The following is a 15,223-nucleotide window of genomic DNA, read 5'->3' on the forward strand; positions in this document are numbered from 1 at the left end:
AAAATAGGAGATGGGATATATTGGAATCCGTACCTTTGCGCTTCACGTACGCATTCCTATGGTTTCTTTTGATCAACTGGGACTCTCCCCTGCGCTGTTAGAGCGCCTTGCTGAGTTAGAATTTCACACTCCTACTCCTATACAGCTTGCCGCTATACCTCCGCTCCTGAAAGGACAGGATGTTGCCGGACAGGCCGAGACGGGTAGTGGAAAAACAGCAGCTTTCGGTTTGCCGCTTTTGCAGCAGATCGATACAGACAAGCAGGTTGTACAGGCACTGGTGCTGGTTCCTACCCGCGAACTGGCCGTGCAGGTGCGCCACGAACTAAAGCAGCTAGCCCAGAAGATCGATAACCTCAAGATCAGCGCTTTTTACGGCGGACACTCTTTTTCGCAGGAACGGGCATCGCTGGCATTCCCACCGCAGGTGCTCGTTGGTACTCCCGGCCGCCTGACCGATCACCTTTATCGCCAAACTGTAGACTTTAGCCAGGTGCGCATGCTGGTGCTCGACGAGGCAGACAAACTCCTCGAAATGGGTTTTGCCGATGAAATTGATCAGATACTGGAAACTATACCTAAGAAGCGACAAGCGGTGCTTTTTTCGGCTACCATGCCCGATGAAGTAAAGCAGCTGATAACGGATTCGCTTAAAAATCCGCAGTTTGTGCAGGTATCGCCCAACGCTATACCTGATCAGGTGCGGCTTACAGGTATAAAAGTCGCACAGCCTGATAAGCAGCAGGCTTTGCTCCACCTCCTGCAAAGCATCAACCCCGCTGGTACAGTGGTGTTCTGCAATACCCGCGGTGCCTCCGACGATGTGGCGGCTATGCTGGCCAGGCACGGCTTCGGGGCTCGCTCCTTGCATGGCGGCATGGAGCAGCAGGACCGCGACAAGGCCATGACGCTTTTCCGCAACGGCACCACGCAGGTATTGGTCGCTACCGATCTCGCAGCCCGCGGACTCGATATTGCCGCGCTCAAAAACATCATCCACTACGAACTGCCCGACGACGAAGCCGCCTACCTGCACCGAAGCGGACGTACCGGTCGCGCCGGGCGAAGCGGTGAGGTCTATACCTTCGCCACCACGCGTGACGAAAAGACACTGCGCGATTGGGGACTGGTGCGCATGGATGAATGGCTGAACACCGCTGAACTCGCTGCACACGTTGAGAAATCTGAACCAGAATCCACAGAAGCTTTTGCAACACTTCACATCAACGCCGGTAGAAAAGACAAGCTGAGTCCTCGCGATATTGTGGGCGCACTTATTGCCGCCGTCGGATTGAAAGCCGACCAGATCGGTCGCATCGAGGTGCAGGACAAAGCCAGCTATGTGGCTATACCTGCCGATCGGGCACAAGAGATTGTGGAGGCGCTAACTACGGGTAAAATAAAGGGCAGGAAGTTCAGGGTGGGATTGGTGAAGTAAATTCAAATGTCATCTCGAACGCTAGTGAGAGATCTGGATTAGTGTAGAAGGATACTTATGATCCAGATTTCTCCCGATGGTCGAAAAGACATGATCGTCGAATCGATCACGGGCTATACCCAAAATAGAAAAGGGGGACTTACTGAGTTCTCAGCAAGTCCCCCTTTTCTAAATATCAAACGAGCCTAGCGCTGGTTCTTTGTTTCCTTCGCAGCTTCAGCTTTAGGCGCATCTTTTTTGGCGCAGCATGACATAGGCGCAGCGGCAGTGGCTTTATCATCTTTTGCCGTAGAAGAGGCAGCTGTCATATGGCAGGACTCTGCTTTTTCGCCTTTTTTGGCTTTCTTCGTTTTGCCATCTTTGTCCGTATGCTCCACTTTGCACTTGCCGCCTTCGCAGGCGAGGGCTGGGGAGGCTACGCCGGCACTTACAAATCCTGCCAGTGCGAGCGCTAAAACTATCTTCTTCATATCTCTTGGTTTATCGAATGTTTAAACAGAAATCAACCCTTTGTTGTTGAGTGAGTAAATATACACGTTCTACCAAATCACCAAAATGATAAGCATCATTTTTTAATCCCTTGAGCCACAAAACCAGCAGTTTACTTGTCCTGACCGTCATCGCGATCCTGACGGCACTGAGCGTTTTCTACGCCTCCCGTTTGCGCTTCGATTACAACTTCGATAACTTCTTTCCAAAGGGTGACCCGGATCTGGCCTACTACTTCAGCTACCGCGATAAGTTCGGCAACGATAACGACTACTTACTTATCGGCCTCGACAACGGCGGCAGCTTGTTCGACCAGCAGTTTCTGCAGAAGGTCGATACCCTGACCCGCTTTATGCAGCAACAGCCGCATGTGGAGTCGGTGCTCTCTCCCACCACAGTCAAGAGTCCGATCATCGAGCAGTTCGGCTACTTTGAGATCCCTTACCTGCACCCCGACGAACCCGAGCGCTATCCCCAGGACTCTACCCTTATCTACCAAAGTCGGGAGTTGGTAGGCACGCTGTTTTCAGAAGATGCCACGGCTGTTTCGCTTTTCGTACAAACCTCGGACGACCTTGGCAAGGAACCCGGCGATTCGCTGATCGCGGCTCTATATGGCGAGATCGAACGATTGGGTTTGCAGGAGCACCATGTGGCGGGAAAGGTGCTGGCGCAGTCGGTTTTTATCGAGAAGATGAAGATTGAGCTGGCGATCTTTATGTCGGCCTCTATCCTTTTGGTCATTCTGTTTCTTTGGATCGCCTTCCGAACGGTTTGGGGTGTGCTGGTGCCTTTGGTGGTCGTGCTCCTATCTGTTCTCTGGAGCCTTGGGGTGATGGGGCTGTTCAACAAACCCATCGATGTGATGACCGTGCTATTGCCGACCATCATGTTCGTGGTAGGCATGTCAGATGTGATACACATCATGTCGCGCTACATCACCGAGATTGGGCAGGGAACCACTAAACTACAGGCGCTGCGGGTCACAATACGGGAAGTAGGTATGGCCACCTTGCTGACTTCGCTTACCACCTCTGTCGGCTTTCTAACCTTGCTGACCACATCCATCGTTCCAATCCGGGAGTTCGGTGTATATACGGCCATTGGTATTGCGCTTGCCTTTGTGCTGGCTTTTACCATGCTGCCGGCTATTCTACTCCTGAACAAAAAGCCCAACCCACGGCGTGCCCGACGTACGGATCTGTCATGGCCGATGCTATTGCGGCGTGTCTATACCTTTGTGCTGCGCAGGCCATACCCGATCTTATATGCGAGCATGGGAATTGTATTAGTCTCCCTGATCGGTATCAGTATGATCAAGGTTGATACGACCTTACTTGAAGACCTCGGCGATGACGACCCGATCATCAAGGACTTCCAGTATTTCGAAGAAAAATTCTCAGGCGTGCGCCCCTTTGAGCTGCACCTGATCGCAGGTTCTGACAAAAGTATGTACGACCTCGAGGTGCTGCAGGAGATCGACCAACTGGAGACCTACCTTTACCAGACCTACGGCCTCAACTTCATTACCTCTCCTGCCACAGTTGTCCGTTCTATACACCGGGCACAGAACGGCGGTTTACCGGACTACTATACCTTGCCCGCCAACGGACGAGAGATGCAACAGGTCCAGCGGCGGCTGGCGGCTTTCAGCAAACGGAGCGAATTGCGAGCTGTAGTGACAGCCGACCAGCAGGAAGGGCGATTGGCAGGCAAAATGACCGATGTGGGAAGTGTGCGGGCTGCCGAACTTAATGACTCGCTGCGGGCTTTCATAGATCAGCACATCAACCCTGAGCTATTGCAAACACGCATCACCGGCAGTGCCGTCATGCTTGACAAAAATAACGACTACGTGGTCAGCAATATGCTGCAGGGCCTGCTGATCGCTTTTCTGGTGGTGGCTGTGCTGGTAGGTTTTATCTTCCGATCACTCAGAATGGTCGTAATCTCGCTGGTGCCCAACATCATCCCTTTGCTGATGATAGGCGGCATTATGGGCTTCCTGGGCATTAATATGACGGTGTCGGTTTCTATCATTTTCACCATAGCCTTCGGTATAGCCGTGGACGACACGATCCACTTCCTGGGCAAGCTAAAAGTGGAGCTGCGCAAAGGCAAGTCACTGCCTTATGCCATCAAAACGACGATGATCTCGGCCGGCAAGGCCATCATCATCACCTCCTGCATACTGGTGGCCGGATTCATGACGCTGGTGCTTTCTACATTCGATGCCACCTTTTATGTGGGTGTTTTTGTGAGTCTCACGCTGGTCTTTGCCGTGGTGGCTGACCTCTTGCTTTTGCCCGTGCTGATCCTTTATTTTTACAGGCCGGATCAAAAATAATTTGTGCCGAATCCAATAAGGATGGCCATATTTGCGTGATAGAGTAAAGCATTCCTTTTTATGATGATGAAGAAACTACTGGCTATTTGCATTTGCTGCCTTTGGTTTGTGGGCGCGCAGGCACAGGAACAAGCACCACCGCAAGAAGACAAGCTCAGCCGTCTGATGGGCGAGCGTGAACAGCTGATTCTGGAGTACCAGTATTACAGCGGACAAAACAGCAACTTCTGGGGCAAGCAATCGAAAAAAGACCTCCTCAACATTATCGATACACTCAAAGAGATCATCCGCAAAGATTCTGAGCTGATCGCGGCTGTGAAAGAGGCAAGCGTGCGCAAGATCGCCGAGAGCACCGTAGAGAGTCAGCGTGCCGGAAAGATGATCCAACAGGACGAGCGCCTGATTAACAACCAGATCTCGGACCTCAAAGGACAGATCAGCACCCTCGAGAGTCAGGCCAAAAAACGTGAGCGTGCCATTCTGGACCTGAAAGAGCAACTGAAAGCAACCGACGAGGTGCGCTACGGCAAAGACCGTGTGATCGCCATTCTCGGTGGCGCCGCCTTCATTATGTTCCTTTACGCCGTGTTCCTGCAGATCAGGCTGAGCACTAAAAAGGCTCCTAAAAAACGGAAGAAGGCCTAAGGCCGTATAGCTGCCACAGGTATAAGAAACAACCTGATGCAGCGGAATTATTTAACGCACGCTTTTTGTTATAAAATGATGCCTCTACAGGTATAGACAATAGAACAAAAGCATTGGAAAAGGCTGGCGCTTTGTACCCAGCCTTTCTTTTTTAGATAAGCATGATCGATATTTTTGAAGAACTACGGCAGGTAAAGGACCTGCTGAAAATAGAACAGGAAGAAGACCGGCAGCAATACAAGCTGAAGGCAATGAAGAGCACGATTACGGAGCGCAAGGAAATGGGTCTTTGCTGGTATCCTGTCGTGATCTCCAAGGAAGAGATCGGGTTTGGCAACAAGGTAGTCATTGAGTTGGAGCGTACCTCCGACCGTGACCAACTGCACCTTTTCCAGCCCGGCAAGACAGCCTCTCTTTTTACGAACAGCGGTGAAAAAGCCAGTTTGAGCGGCGTGGTACTGGGTGTTAAGCGCAACAAAGTGATTCTGGCCACCAACAAGGAAGACCTTCCTGACTGGGTAGGGACCGGGCGCATGGGGGTTGAGTTGACTTTCGACGAGATCAGCTACCGCGAGATGGAAATTGCCATGAAGAAGGTGCAGGAAGCGAAAGGTACGCGTCTGGCCGAGCTCCGCGACATCATGCTGGGTATAAAACCCGCCACTTTCTCAGACGAGAAACTGGAGGAGATTCAGGTGCTGAACGAGTCGCAGAACGAAGCCGTGCAGAAAATTGCGCAGGCTAAGGATGTGGCGATCATCCACGGACCTCCGGGCACAGGCAAAACCACCACACTGGTTCAGGCCATCCTCCATACCTTGAAATCGCAGAAGCGCCTGCTGGTGACGGCTCCTTCCAATACGGCCGTTGACCTCCTAACTGAGAAGTTGGCGAACGAAGGCGTGAACGTGATCCGCATTGGTAATCCATCGCGGGTTTCGGATGTGCTGCTGGAGCATACTTTGGATGCGCAGGTAATGGCGCACCGGGCTTACAAAGACCTCAAGAATCTGCGAAAGACAGCCGAGGAGTACAAGCGCATGGCCTACCAGTTCAAGCGCAAGTTTGGACACCAGGAGCGAGCACAGCGTCAGTTTTATAAATCCGAAAGTCACCGCTTGCTCGACGAGGCAGACAACGTGGAGCATTACATCACGGATGACTTGCTCGATAATGTGCAGGTGATTACCTGTACCTTGGTAGGCGCGGCCAACAAAGCCATTCGCCACCTGACGTATGATACGGTTTTCATCGACGAAGCGGCGCAGGCGCTAGAGCCAGCTTGCTGGATTCCGATCAGCCGGACGAACCGCGTGGTGCTGGCCGGTGACCACTGCCAATTGCCTCCTACCATCAAATCGCTGGATGCAGATAAAGGTGGCTTGAGCGTGACACTGTTTGAAAAGTGCATCAATCGTCAGCCGGAGGTATCGGTGATGCTGAAAACGCAGTACCGCATGCACCACCACATTATGCAGTTCTCGAACCAGCAATTTTATGGCGGCGAGCTGATAGCACACGAAAGCGTGCACAGTGCCGAGCTGCACGGATACAACACAATCTTCTCACCGGATATGGCGGTGGAATTTATCGACACGGCTGGCTGCGGGTATAACGAAGCCGAGATGCCGGATACACAAAGCTCTGCCAATCCGGAAGAGGGAGATCTTCTGATCAATCACCTCTCCAACCTCCTGAAAGACTATAACGAGGAGGAGGAAGTAGCACCGCTTAAGATCGGGGTAATTGCGCCTTACCGGGCCCAGATCAATTACCTGCAGGACAAAGTGGAGCACACGCCGCGACTGCATGAACTGCATCAGAAGCGTCAACTGAGCATCGGTACCGTGGATAGCTTTCAGGGGCAGGAGCGAGACATCATCTGCATGAGCCTGGTACGCAGCAACGAGCGCGGCGAGATCGGTTTTTTGGCGGATGAAAGACGCATGAACGTGGCCATGACACGTGCCCGACGTAAACTTATCATCGTGGGTGACAGCGCCACACTTTCGACTAATCCGTTTTTTGCGGAATTGATCGCTTATGTAGAAAGCATCGGAGCCTATAAAAGCGCCTGGGAGCTAACTGAGAGCCTGCCTTAGCGTAGGTATATGTAAGGATTTATTTTATTCATCTTCAGGAAGTCGTTCAAATAAACACGGGTGGGTTATGCTTCTCCGGTTAATCTTTTTACCTTTCTGATACCAAACCAAAACACACAATTATGAAAATTGAGAAAAACAGAGTGGTGACGCTCTCTTACGAGCTCCGTATTCAGAACGAAAGCGGTGAGCAAACCCTCGTTGAAACTGCCAATAACGAAAATCCAATGGTATTCATATACGGCATGAGCGGCCTGCCAGACCAGTTCGAAGAGAACCTTGACGGCAAGAGCGCTGGTGACGAGTTTGACTTTAAACTGGACTCGAATGCCGGTTATGGTGAGTTTGACCAGAACGCGGTGGTTGAGTTGCCGATGAGCGTGTTTGAAGTAGAAGGCGGCATTCCGGAGAACATGCTGGAAGTTGGCAACTTCATCCCAATGGCGGACAGCGAAGGCAACCAACTGCAAGGACGTGTAGCTGAACTGAAAGACGACGTAGTGGTAATGGACTTTAACCACCCGCTGGCTGGCAAAGAGCTATACTTCAAAGGCAAGGTTGAAAAAGTTCGTGAAGCAACATCCGAAGAGCTCGACCACGGTCACGTACACGGAGAAGGCGGTGTGCATCACCACTAAGAGCCATTAACTTTATCACAAAAAAAGGAGTCGCAGGTATAGCGGCTCCTTTTTTGTTTGTACCGAGTGAGGGCTATACTACCTTTCTCAACTCCGGCAGCACCTCCTCCACATAGGCGATCAGTTCCGGAAAAAATAACGAGAAGTCCTCCCCATACAAGGTATAGTTTTGGAGTAACTCCTCTCCCGCCCGCTCCATACCTGACTCAAAAGAAGTTCTCCGGCTCAATCCCCCAAGTGCCTGCGCTATACCTGACACCTCAGCATAAGAGAGAAGCCAGTTCTGCCGCATCATGTATGGGAAAAAATACTGCACCCGCTCCGGCAGATTCTGAAGGTGCTGGTTGATCAGGGTATAGACGCGGGAGGTGTACGGCCCCAAAGATTCATTGGAGAATTCATCAAAACGACTGGCAAGAAAATGGTCAAAATATAAGTCAGCTACCACCGGGGCATACTTGCGAAAGTGGGGCCGCAGGCGGGCTTTGGTCTCGCTCACAACAGGGTGAGTATCGGTATAGGTATCGATCAGGCGGTGCAGTTTGATGCCACGGGCAATGCCCGTTGGGTATAGCTCCAGCTGTTTCCCTTTCACGGCATCGGCAATAAAGTTGCCCAGCAAAAGCTCTTCGTCGTCGCCTGAGAGGAAAATATGGGCCAGATAGTTCAAAGGTTCGGGGTTTTGTTCAGTTGCAATATAAACATCTTATACCTGATTCGGTTGTAAAGGTATAGCCAAAACGGGCATAAACACTTTAGCACATTAGCCCGTACCACTTAAACACATACAACCTAAAAACTATGAACAACGACAGAACTGAAAAACTTCAGACACTAATAGACAAAATAAAGGACGTCGACACCGCCATGATGTCGACGGTGGACGAGGACGGCAGCATCCGTAGCCGCCCGATGCGTAACCAGCAGATCAAGGACGACGGGGCTATCTGGTTCTTCACGGGCTACGAGTCCGGTAAGTCACACGAGATCAAGAACGACTCGCATGTGAACCTGAGCTATGCCAAGCCATCGGATAATCTGTATGTGTCGGTCTCGGGCAAAGCCACACTCACGAAAGACAAAGCAAAGATAGACGAGCTTTGGACACCTGCCATGAAGGCGTGGTTCCCGGAGGGCAAGGACGATCCGAACATTGGCCTGATCAAAGTAACCATCGACAAAGCCGAGTACTGGGATGCGCCGAACAGCGCCATGGTACACCTTTACAGTATGGCAAAAGCGGCCATTACAGGCGAAACTTACAAAACGGGCGACCATGATAAAATGAACCTGTAGGTATAACTCAATAAATATCTTGAGACACCTGCCAAACATTTCTGTGCGGCAGGTGTTTTTGGTTTATTCGTTTTGTAAATTGCATTTATACTTACCATTTAATACCGAATCCCTTGCGACACATTACCACCCAGTCTGATCGACTAACCACCCTGACGCTTTTCGGTTTTCGGAAAGGCCATATCCGTTGGGGTTTGGCCCAAATGGGCACCAAAGGCGCCGAATTAAATCAGGTACCTGGCTTACTGTTTCACAAATTGCTCGGCAGCGGCCAAGGCAAAGGCTTCAGCATCAAACCGAACTTCAGAAGGTATGGCCTGATGTGCACCTGGGAGAGCGAAGAAGCCGCCGACGAGTTTCTGGAGCGATCTGAATTGATGCTGGAGTACAGGTTGCATGCATCTGAGATCTGGACAGTGAAGCTACTGCCTATGCAGGCGCATGGGCTCTGGGATGGCCTGCAACCATTTACCCCGCAGCTAGTTGAAAAGCAATATGACGGTCCGGTAGCGGTGCTCACGCGGGCCTCCATTAACTGGTTGTCTTTGCCTCAGTTCTGGCGTTTTACCCCTAAGGTGAGCAAGGCGCTCGAAGAGGCCAAAGGCCTGGTATGCTCGATCGGACTTGGCGAATTGCCCCTGATCCGACAGGCTACTTTCAGTGTATGGGAGTCAATGGAAGCCATGAAGGCCTATGCTTACCAGGGATCGCTGCATAAGGAAGTGGTCAAACGCACCCGTGCTGAAAAGTGGTACAGCGAAGAGCTCTTTGCCCGCTTTATACCTATCGAAAGTCATGGACTGTGGAATGGGATTGATCCTTTAGCCAAGGTGATCAGCAATACCTTAACTTAATTTTACTTTCTGGAGCGATTGAGAATGTCCTCCATCAGGTCGACCTGGATCTGCTGTATTTCCAGCAGGCGCTGGTTCTGGTGCACGATCAGGTGGTCGATCTTTTCATGCAGCAGGCGAATTTCCAGCTCTGCCTTCAGGTTCACTTTGTAGTCATACTCTGATCGCTGTCTATCCTTTGCCTCTTTGCGGTTCTGGCTCATCATAATGATGGGTGCCTGTATGGCAGCGAGGCAGGACAGGATCAGGTTAAGCAAAATGAACGGGTAGGGATCGAAAGGACGAGTGGAGAGCAGGTATACGTTCACCATCATCCAGAGCAAAATAAAGCCAAAGAAAGCCATGATGAAGGTCCAGCTACCACCGAATGTAGCAATCCTGTCGGCCATTCGGTCACCAAGTGGCAGGTTTTCCTGCAACTCTTCCTCAATGTTCGTAGAGAGAAGCTCGTTTTCCTGAATGCTGTCGAGCACCTCCTTTTCAAGCTCCGAGATCTCCCCTAGTTCTTTCTCGAGCAATTGCTCCAGATATTTTTTCCGGTATTTATTCAGATTCCCGATCGCCACATAGGATGCATCTGTAAAGTCGGGGTAGTCGGCTTGAATCAGCTTAAAAATAGGACGCCGGATGGTGGCTCCCAGCACCAATTGGTTTAAGGGGAGTTGCCTTTTGGTAAGGTGGCAGACGGCGGTTTTCATTTTAAAGCTGTGCCCCTTTTAGTGCTTCTTCCAATTTGGCTTTCAGGGCATCGTATAGGCGATATCCACGGCTCAAAAGACTTAGGTTGTGGCCAACGAGCAGGTATACGCTCGGGAAAGCATTGGCCTGCAGGTGGCGTGCGATCAGGAAATCCTGCTGCGTCTTCTCTTTCATTTCATCAGACTGAAACTTCTCCAGAAATGCGTCTTCCGCTATACCTAGCCCCAGTGCAATCTCAGCCAGCACTTCGGCTTTGGTCACGTCGTTGTTGCGGGCATAAAAGGCGCGCTGCACTTCTTCGGCCATCTCCAACTCCTTTTCAGGCTGCAGGTAGCGCATGGTTACGACAGCGCGGCATGCAGGTTCCGTATCATATACGAAACTCACCCGGTCAAAGAATCCAAAGTCAAAAGCCTGTCCTGTAGCTTTCTCCACTTCCTGCCAGTGTTGCTGCACAGCGGCTTTCATCTCGTCACCCATCGGCTCAGTCGTACCCGGACGCAAACCGCCCAGTACCAGCTTAAAATTCAGCTTGCCTTCCTTTTCCTTTTTGAGCTGGTGCAGCACCGGAGCAAATCCATAGCACCACGAACACATTGGGTCCATCACGTATATAATGTGCGGCACATCCAGCAGATCGTATTTTTCCATTTTATTCTTTTTCGCTTCAAAGTGCAAAGGTAGTTATTGATTGTTAATTGTTGGTTGCTGATTGTTTATTGGGTATAGTGTTCAAGATGCTGTATGATTATAACGAATAGAATAGTTTGAAGTACGTCCCAAAAAGTTCAGAAAGATAAGCGCTATACCAACCCTATAAACAGAAGGATTCAATTGACATTTCAACTTTCGGGAGAATACTGGAAAACATCAATTAACTGTCAACAATCATCCATCAACAATTCAACAATTCAACCATTTAAAGTATCTTAGCAGCTTGTTTAGATCAAGCGAATTCACGATAAACTATGTCAGAGTATAATTTCAATCAGATTGAGAAGAAGTGGCAGCGCTACTGGGAAGAGAACCAGACATTTAAAGCCACTGAAAACACCGATAAACCGAAGTACTATGTGCTGGATATGTTCCCCTACCCTTCTGGTGCGGGTCTGCACGTGGGGCACCCACTCGGTTACATCGCCTCTGATATCGTGAGCCGTTACAAACGATCCAAAGGATTCAACGTGCTGCACCCGATGGGCTTCGACGCCTTTGGTCTGCCAGCCGAACAGTACGCTATTCAGACAGGGCAACACCCTGCTATCACGACCGAGCAGAATATTGGCCGTTATATCGAGCAGCTCAAAAACATTGGCTTCTCTTACGAGTGGGAGCGCGAAGTGCGCACCTCCGACCCGAGCTATTACAAATGGACGCAGTGGATCTTCATGCAGCTGTTCAACAGCTACTATGATTATACATCCGACAAAGCCGAGTCCATTGACAAGCTGATTGCCGAGTTTGAAGAAAGTGGCAATTCCAAGATCAAAGCTGCCTGCGACGAAGACACCCCTGCTTTCACGGCCGAGGAATGGAAAGCTATGAACGAGCAGGAGAAGGCGGAGATGCTACTCAGGTATAGACTCACCTACGTGGCTGATGCGGTGGTGAACTGGTGCCCTGCCTTGGGTACAGTACTGGCCAACGATGAAGTAGTGGGCGGTGTATCTGAGCGTGGAGGTTACCCTGTGGAGCGTAAAAAAATGCGCCAGTGGATGATGCGCATCACTGCCTATGCCGAGCGCCTGTTGCAAGGCCTCGATACCATCGACTGGCCCGAGCCGGTAAAGGAAATGCAGCGTAACTGGATCGGCAAATCCGTGGGTGCTGAACTGGACTTTGCCGTAGAAGGTGGTGCTTCTGAAAAAATCAAAGTGTTCACGACCCGTATCGATACGATTTACGGAGCAACCTTCGTGGTATTGGCGCCAGAGCATGAACTGGTAAACGAAATCACGACGGAGGCGCAGCGCGCTGAAGTAGAATCTTATGTGAACGTGGCCAAAAACCGCTCAGAGCGTGAGCGTATGACAGACGTAAAGACGGTGAGCGGTGTATTTACCGGAGCCTACGCCATTAATCCAATCTCTGAAGAGCGTGTGCCGATCTGGATTGCGGATTACGTATTGGCCAGTTATGGTACAGGCGCTGTCATGGCTGTTCCGGGTCACGACTCCCGCGACTATGCTTTTGCCAGGCACTTTAACCTGCCGATCAAAGAAGTGGTAGCCGGAGGCAATCTGGAAGAAGAAGCCTATGCCGGTAAAGAAGGCAAGATCATCAACTCCGGTTTCCTGAACGGGCTGGAGGTGAAAGAGGCCATAAATACAGGTATAGCCAAAGCTGAAGAACTGGGTGTGGGCAAAGGCCGCACACAATTCCGCATGCGCGACGCCGTGTTCAGCCGTCAGCGTTACTGGGGCGAGCCGGTGCCGGTATACTTCAAAGATGGTATTCCGCACTTGCTGGAAGAAAACGAATTGCCACTGGAGTTACCAAAGATTGACGCCTACCTGCCTACTGAGACAGGTGAGCCGCCGCTTGGCCGCGCTGTGGATTGGAAATATCAGGATCAATACGAATACGAACTAAGCACCATGCCGGGTTGGGCTGGCTCCAGCTGGTACTGGTACCGCTACATGGATCCGCAAAACGAGCAGGCCTTTGCAGACAAAGCCAAAGTAGAATACTGGCGCAACGTAGACCTGTACATGGGTGGAGCCGAGCACGCCACAGGTCACCTCCTCTACTCCCGCTTCTGGAACAAGTTCCTGTGCGACCTGGGATTGGTAGTAGAACAGGAGCCGTTCAAAAAGCTGATCAACCAGGGAATGATTCAGGGTCGCTCGAACTTCGTGTACCGCGTCAAGGACAGCAACACCTACGTGTCTTATGGATTGCGCAAGGATTACGAAACAACGCCATTGCATGTGGATGTGAACATTGTAGAGAATGATGAGCTGGATCTGGAGGCTTTCAAAGCATGGCGACCAGAGAACGCCAACGCCGAATTTGTGCTGGAAGATGGCAAGTACATCTGCGGCGTCGAGATTGAAAAGATGTCGAAGTCGAAGTACAATGTCGTGAATCCGGACATCATTGTAGAGCGTAACGGAGCTGATACCCTGCGCATGTACGAGATGTTCCTGGGTCCACTGGAGCAGTTCAAGCCCTGGAATACTAATGGCATGGACGGTGTTTCCAAATTCCTGAAGCGCTTCTGGAAGCTCTTCCACGACAACGAGGGCAACTTTGCTGTCTCTGACGACGAGCCAACGGCCGCTGAACTGAAGTCGCTGCACAAGACGGTAAAGAAGGTAGAGGAAGACATTGAGCGCTTCTCTTTCAACACCTCCGTATCGACCTTCATGATCTGTGTGAACGAACTCACAGCCCTAAAGACAAACAAGCGGGCCATTCTGGAGCCGCTGACAATTGCGCTGGCACCTTATGCGCCGCACATTGCCGAGGAGCTTTGGGAGAAGCTGGGCCATAGCGAGAGCATCTCTTTCGCTTCGTTCCCGGCCTGGGATGAAAAGTATTTGGTGGAGAATACCTTTGAGTATCCTGTATCGGTAAATGGGAAGACGCGCGGCAAGATCGCCTTCGCTACTGACACACCACGCGAAGAGATGGAAAAGGCAGTATTGGCTGACGAAACGATTACTAAATTCATGGAAGGAAAAACACCAAAGAAAATTATTATCGTCCCTAACAAAATCATCAACGTGGTGGTATAAGGATTTCCATCTTACCACTAACTTTTCCAAAAGCCGCTCAGACCCCAAATCTGGCGGCTTTTGGTTTTCTATACCTAACAAAAAGCTGATTGTATACCGTATAGACAAGTAAACCCCTTTGCTATGCTGCGTATACTTGCTCCTACCGACTTCTCGACCGATGGTTACAATGCTACGCTGGTTGCCATGCAATTAGCCAAAGCCCTGACTGCAGAAGTAGTATTTGTACACGCCATGGCAAGACCGCCTGTTCCGGCAACTTCTCCTGAATCACTCTTCCAAAGCGTTTACCTGGAAGAAGAGCGGAAGACGCAGGTTAGACTCCTGGACGAGGCACAGCATCTTTTTGATATTCTTGATTTGCGTCACGCCGAAGTGAGGTATAAGACCTTGGTTGTCCCAACACCGTTTGCTGACGCGATGATACAGGTAATCGCAAGCGAAGATATAGACCTGGTAGTCATGGGAAGTCGCGGCAGCAGTCAGTTGAAACAAATCCTGATCGGCAGCAACACACTGGAACTGATGCGTTTAAGTCCTGTGCCGCTACTGGTTATACCCAGCTATGTCGTGTTTAACGGATTCGAAAATATAACGATCTTACTAGAGCAAATGCAACTTCCAGAGCGGGCAGGAATAGAGATGATCGATCGCATTGCGCAGACCTATGATGCCATGCTGCATTTTCTGATACTTACGAAAGATGGGCAACAGGTGCGGGATGTATCTGAACTGCAAGGGCAATACTCCTCCTGGCAGTATGTGTTGCAAAGGCCACATACCACCAGCTTGCTGGCTGACGCTGAAGCGCCAACAGGTATGGGAGCCCACATTGCAGCTACCAATTCCAGTTTAGTCGTGCTGATGCCTGAAAAGCAAAGTATATGGGAGGCCTTGTTCTCCAAAAACTTGAGTGAAGAACTAGCCGCCAGAGCCCATATGCCATTGTTGGTACTTCCCTATAAAGTTTAGCCT

13 protein-coding genes are annotated in these 15,223 nt (G+C 50.7%); 9 read left to right on the top strand and 4 right to left on the bottom strand.

All coding sequences use genetic code 11. The features are described 5' to 3' along the window. Window positions 1-10: 10 nt before the first annotated feature. The gene (locus AC5FXQ_RS17380; RefSeq protein ID WP_493603687.1) at window positions 11-1,438 is read left to right on the top strand and encodes a DEAD/DEAH box helicase; all 1,428 of its coding nucleotides are present in this window, start codon (window positions 11-13) and stop codon (window positions 1,436-1,438) included. Window positions 1,439-1,623: 185 nt separating this feature from the next. Here AC5FXQ_RS17380 and AC5FXQ_RS17385 read toward each other — a convergent pair whose 3' ends face one another. Further along, the gene (locus tag AC5FXQ_RS17385; RefSeq protein ID WP_493603688.1) at window positions 1,624-1,908 is read right to left on the bottom strand and encodes a hypothetical protein; all 285 of its coding nucleotides are present in this window, start codon (window positions 1,906-1,908) and stop codon (window positions 1,624-1,626) included. Window positions 1,909-2,018: 110 nt separating this feature from the next. Here AC5FXQ_RS17385 and AC5FXQ_RS17390 point away from each other — a divergent pair, with 110 nt between their 5' ends. The 4 genes from AC5FXQ_RS17390 to AC5FXQ_RS17405 all read left to right on the top strand — a co-directional run bounded on the left by AC5FXQ_RS17390 (window position 2,019) and on the right by AC5FXQ_RS17405 (window position 7,659). Beyond that, window positions 2,019-4,274, top strand: coding sequence for an efflux RND transporter permease subunit (locus tag AC5FXQ_RS17390; RefSeq protein ID WP_493603689.1), 2,256 nt, complete (start codon window positions 2,019-2,021; stop codon window positions 4,272-4,274). Window positions 4,275-4,334: 60 nt separating this feature from the next. Next, on the top strand, window positions 4,335-4,919 hold the full coding sequence (locus tag AC5FXQ_RS17395; RefSeq protein ID WP_493603690.1) for a coiled-coil domain-containing protein: 585 nt from the start codon (window positions 4,335-4,337) through the stop codon (window positions 4,917-4,919). 161 nt (window positions 4,920-5,080) lie between these two features. Then, entirely contained in the window at window positions 5,081-7,021 is a 1,941-nt protein-coding gene (locus tag AC5FXQ_RS17400; protein WP_493603691.1) for an AAA domain-containing protein, read from the top strand. Window positions 7,022-7,143: 122 nt separating this feature from the next. Then, window positions 7,144-7,659 (top strand): FKBP-type peptidyl-prolyl cis-trans isomerase, encoded by a 516-nt coding sequence (locus AC5FXQ_RS17405; RefSeq protein WP_493603692.1) that lies wholly within the window; start codon window positions 7,144-7,146, stop codon window positions 7,657-7,659. A 73-nt stretch (window positions 7,660-7,732) separates the two neighbouring features. Here AC5FXQ_RS17405 and AC5FXQ_RS17410 read toward each other — a convergent pair whose 3' ends face one another. Then, a complete protein-coding gene (locus tag AC5FXQ_RS17410) occupies window positions 7,733-8,329 on the bottom strand; it encodes an acyl carrier protein phosphodiesterase (protein ID WP_493603693.1) in 597 nt (198 codons plus the stop codon). 131 nt (window positions 8,330-8,460) lie between these two features. Between AC5FXQ_RS17410 and AC5FXQ_RS17415 the strand changes: the two genes are divergently transcribed. Both AC5FXQ_RS17415 and AC5FXQ_RS17420 read left to right on the top strand, forming a co-directional pair. Continuing rightward, a complete protein-coding gene (locus AC5FXQ_RS17415; RefSeq protein ID WP_493603694.1) occupies window positions 8,461-8,955 on the top strand; it encodes a pyridoxamine 5'-phosphate oxidase family protein in 495 nt (164 codons plus the stop codon). A 113-nt stretch (window positions 8,956-9,068) separates the two neighbouring features. Further along, window positions 9,069-9,809, top strand: a complete 741-nt coding sequence (locus tag AC5FXQ_RS17420; protein WP_493603695.1) for a spheroidene monooxygenase — start codon at window positions 9,069-9,071, stop codon at window positions 9,807-9,809. A 2-nt stretch (window positions 9,810-9,811) separates the two neighbouring features. Here AC5FXQ_RS17420 and AC5FXQ_RS17425 read toward each other — a convergent pair whose 3' ends face one another. Both AC5FXQ_RS17425 and AC5FXQ_RS17430 read right to left on the bottom strand, forming a co-directional pair. Then, the gene (locus AC5FXQ_RS17425) at window positions 9,812-10,507 is read right to left on the bottom strand and encodes a DUF1003 domain-containing protein (RefSeq protein ID WP_493603696.1); all 696 of its coding nucleotides are present in this window, start codon (window positions 10,505-10,507) and stop codon (window positions 9,812-9,814) included. A gap of 1 nt (window position 10,508) precedes the next feature. Next, a complete protein-coding gene (locus tag AC5FXQ_RS17430) occupies window positions 10,509-11,159 on the bottom strand; it encodes a DsbA family protein (RefSeq protein ID WP_493603697.1) in 651 nt (216 codons plus the stop codon). Between the two features lie 317 nt (window positions 11,160-11,476). Between AC5FXQ_RS17430 and leuS the strand changes: the two genes are divergently transcribed. Further along, window positions 11,477-14,248 (top strand): leucine--tRNA ligase, encoded by a 2,772-nt coding sequence (gene leuS / locus AC5FXQ_RS17435; protein WP_493603698.1) that lies wholly within the window; start codon window positions 11,477-11,479, stop codon window positions 14,246-14,248. A 123-nt stretch (window positions 14,249-14,371) separates the two neighbouring features. Beyond that, entirely contained in the window at window positions 14,372-15,220 is an 849-nt protein-coding gene (locus AC5FXQ_RS17440) for a universal stress protein (protein WP_493603699.1), read from the top strand. The last annotated feature ends 3 nt before the right edge of the window (window positions 15,221-15,223 follow it).

It is taken from the genome of Pontibacter sp. LHS1 (assembly GCF_058932855.1).

What these genes read in the sequence shown, in the direction of transcription:
- AC5FXQ_RS17380 (WP_493603687.1), top strand. Translation starts at nt 11, where the DNA reads ATGGGATATATTGGAATCCGTACCTTTGCGCTTCACGTACGCATTCCT.
- AC5FXQ_RS17405 (WP_493603692.1), top strand. Translation starts at nt 7,144, where the DNA reads ATGAAAATTGAGAAAAACAGAGTGGTGACGCTCTCTTACGAGCTCCGT.
- AC5FXQ_RS17425 (WP_493603696.1), bottom strand. Translation starts at nt 10,507, where the DNA reads ATGAAAACCGCCGTCTGCCACCTTACCAAAAGGCAACTCCCCTTAAAC.
- AC5FXQ_RS17440 (WP_493603699.1), top strand. Translation starts at nt 14,372, where the DNA reads ATGCTGCGTATACTTGCTCCTACCGACTTCTCGACCGATGGTTACAAT.
- leuS (WP_493603698.1), top strand. Translation starts at nt 11,477, where the DNA reads ATGTCAGAGTATAATTTCAATCAGATTGAGAAGAAGTGGCAGCGCTAC.
- AC5FXQ_RS17385 (WP_493603688.1), bottom strand. Translation starts at nt 1,908, where the DNA reads ATGAAGAAGATAGTTTTAGCGCTCGCACTGGCAGGATTTGTAAGTGCC.
- AC5FXQ_RS17400 (WP_493603691.1), top strand. Translation starts at nt 5,081, where the DNA reads ATGATCGATATTTTTGAAGAACTACGGCAGGTAAAGGACCTGCTGAAA.
- AC5FXQ_RS17395 (WP_493603690.1), top strand. Translation starts at nt 4,335, where the DNA reads ATGATGATGAAGAAACTACTGGCTATTTGCATTTGCTGCCTTTGGTTT.
- AC5FXQ_RS17415 (WP_493603694.1), top strand. Translation starts at nt 8,461, where the DNA reads ATGAACAACGACAGAACTGAAAAACTTCAGACACTAATAGACAAAATA.
- AC5FXQ_RS17430 (WP_493603697.1), bottom strand. Translation starts at nt 11,159, where the DNA reads ATGGAAAAATACGATCTGCTGGATGTGCCGCACATTATATACGTGATG.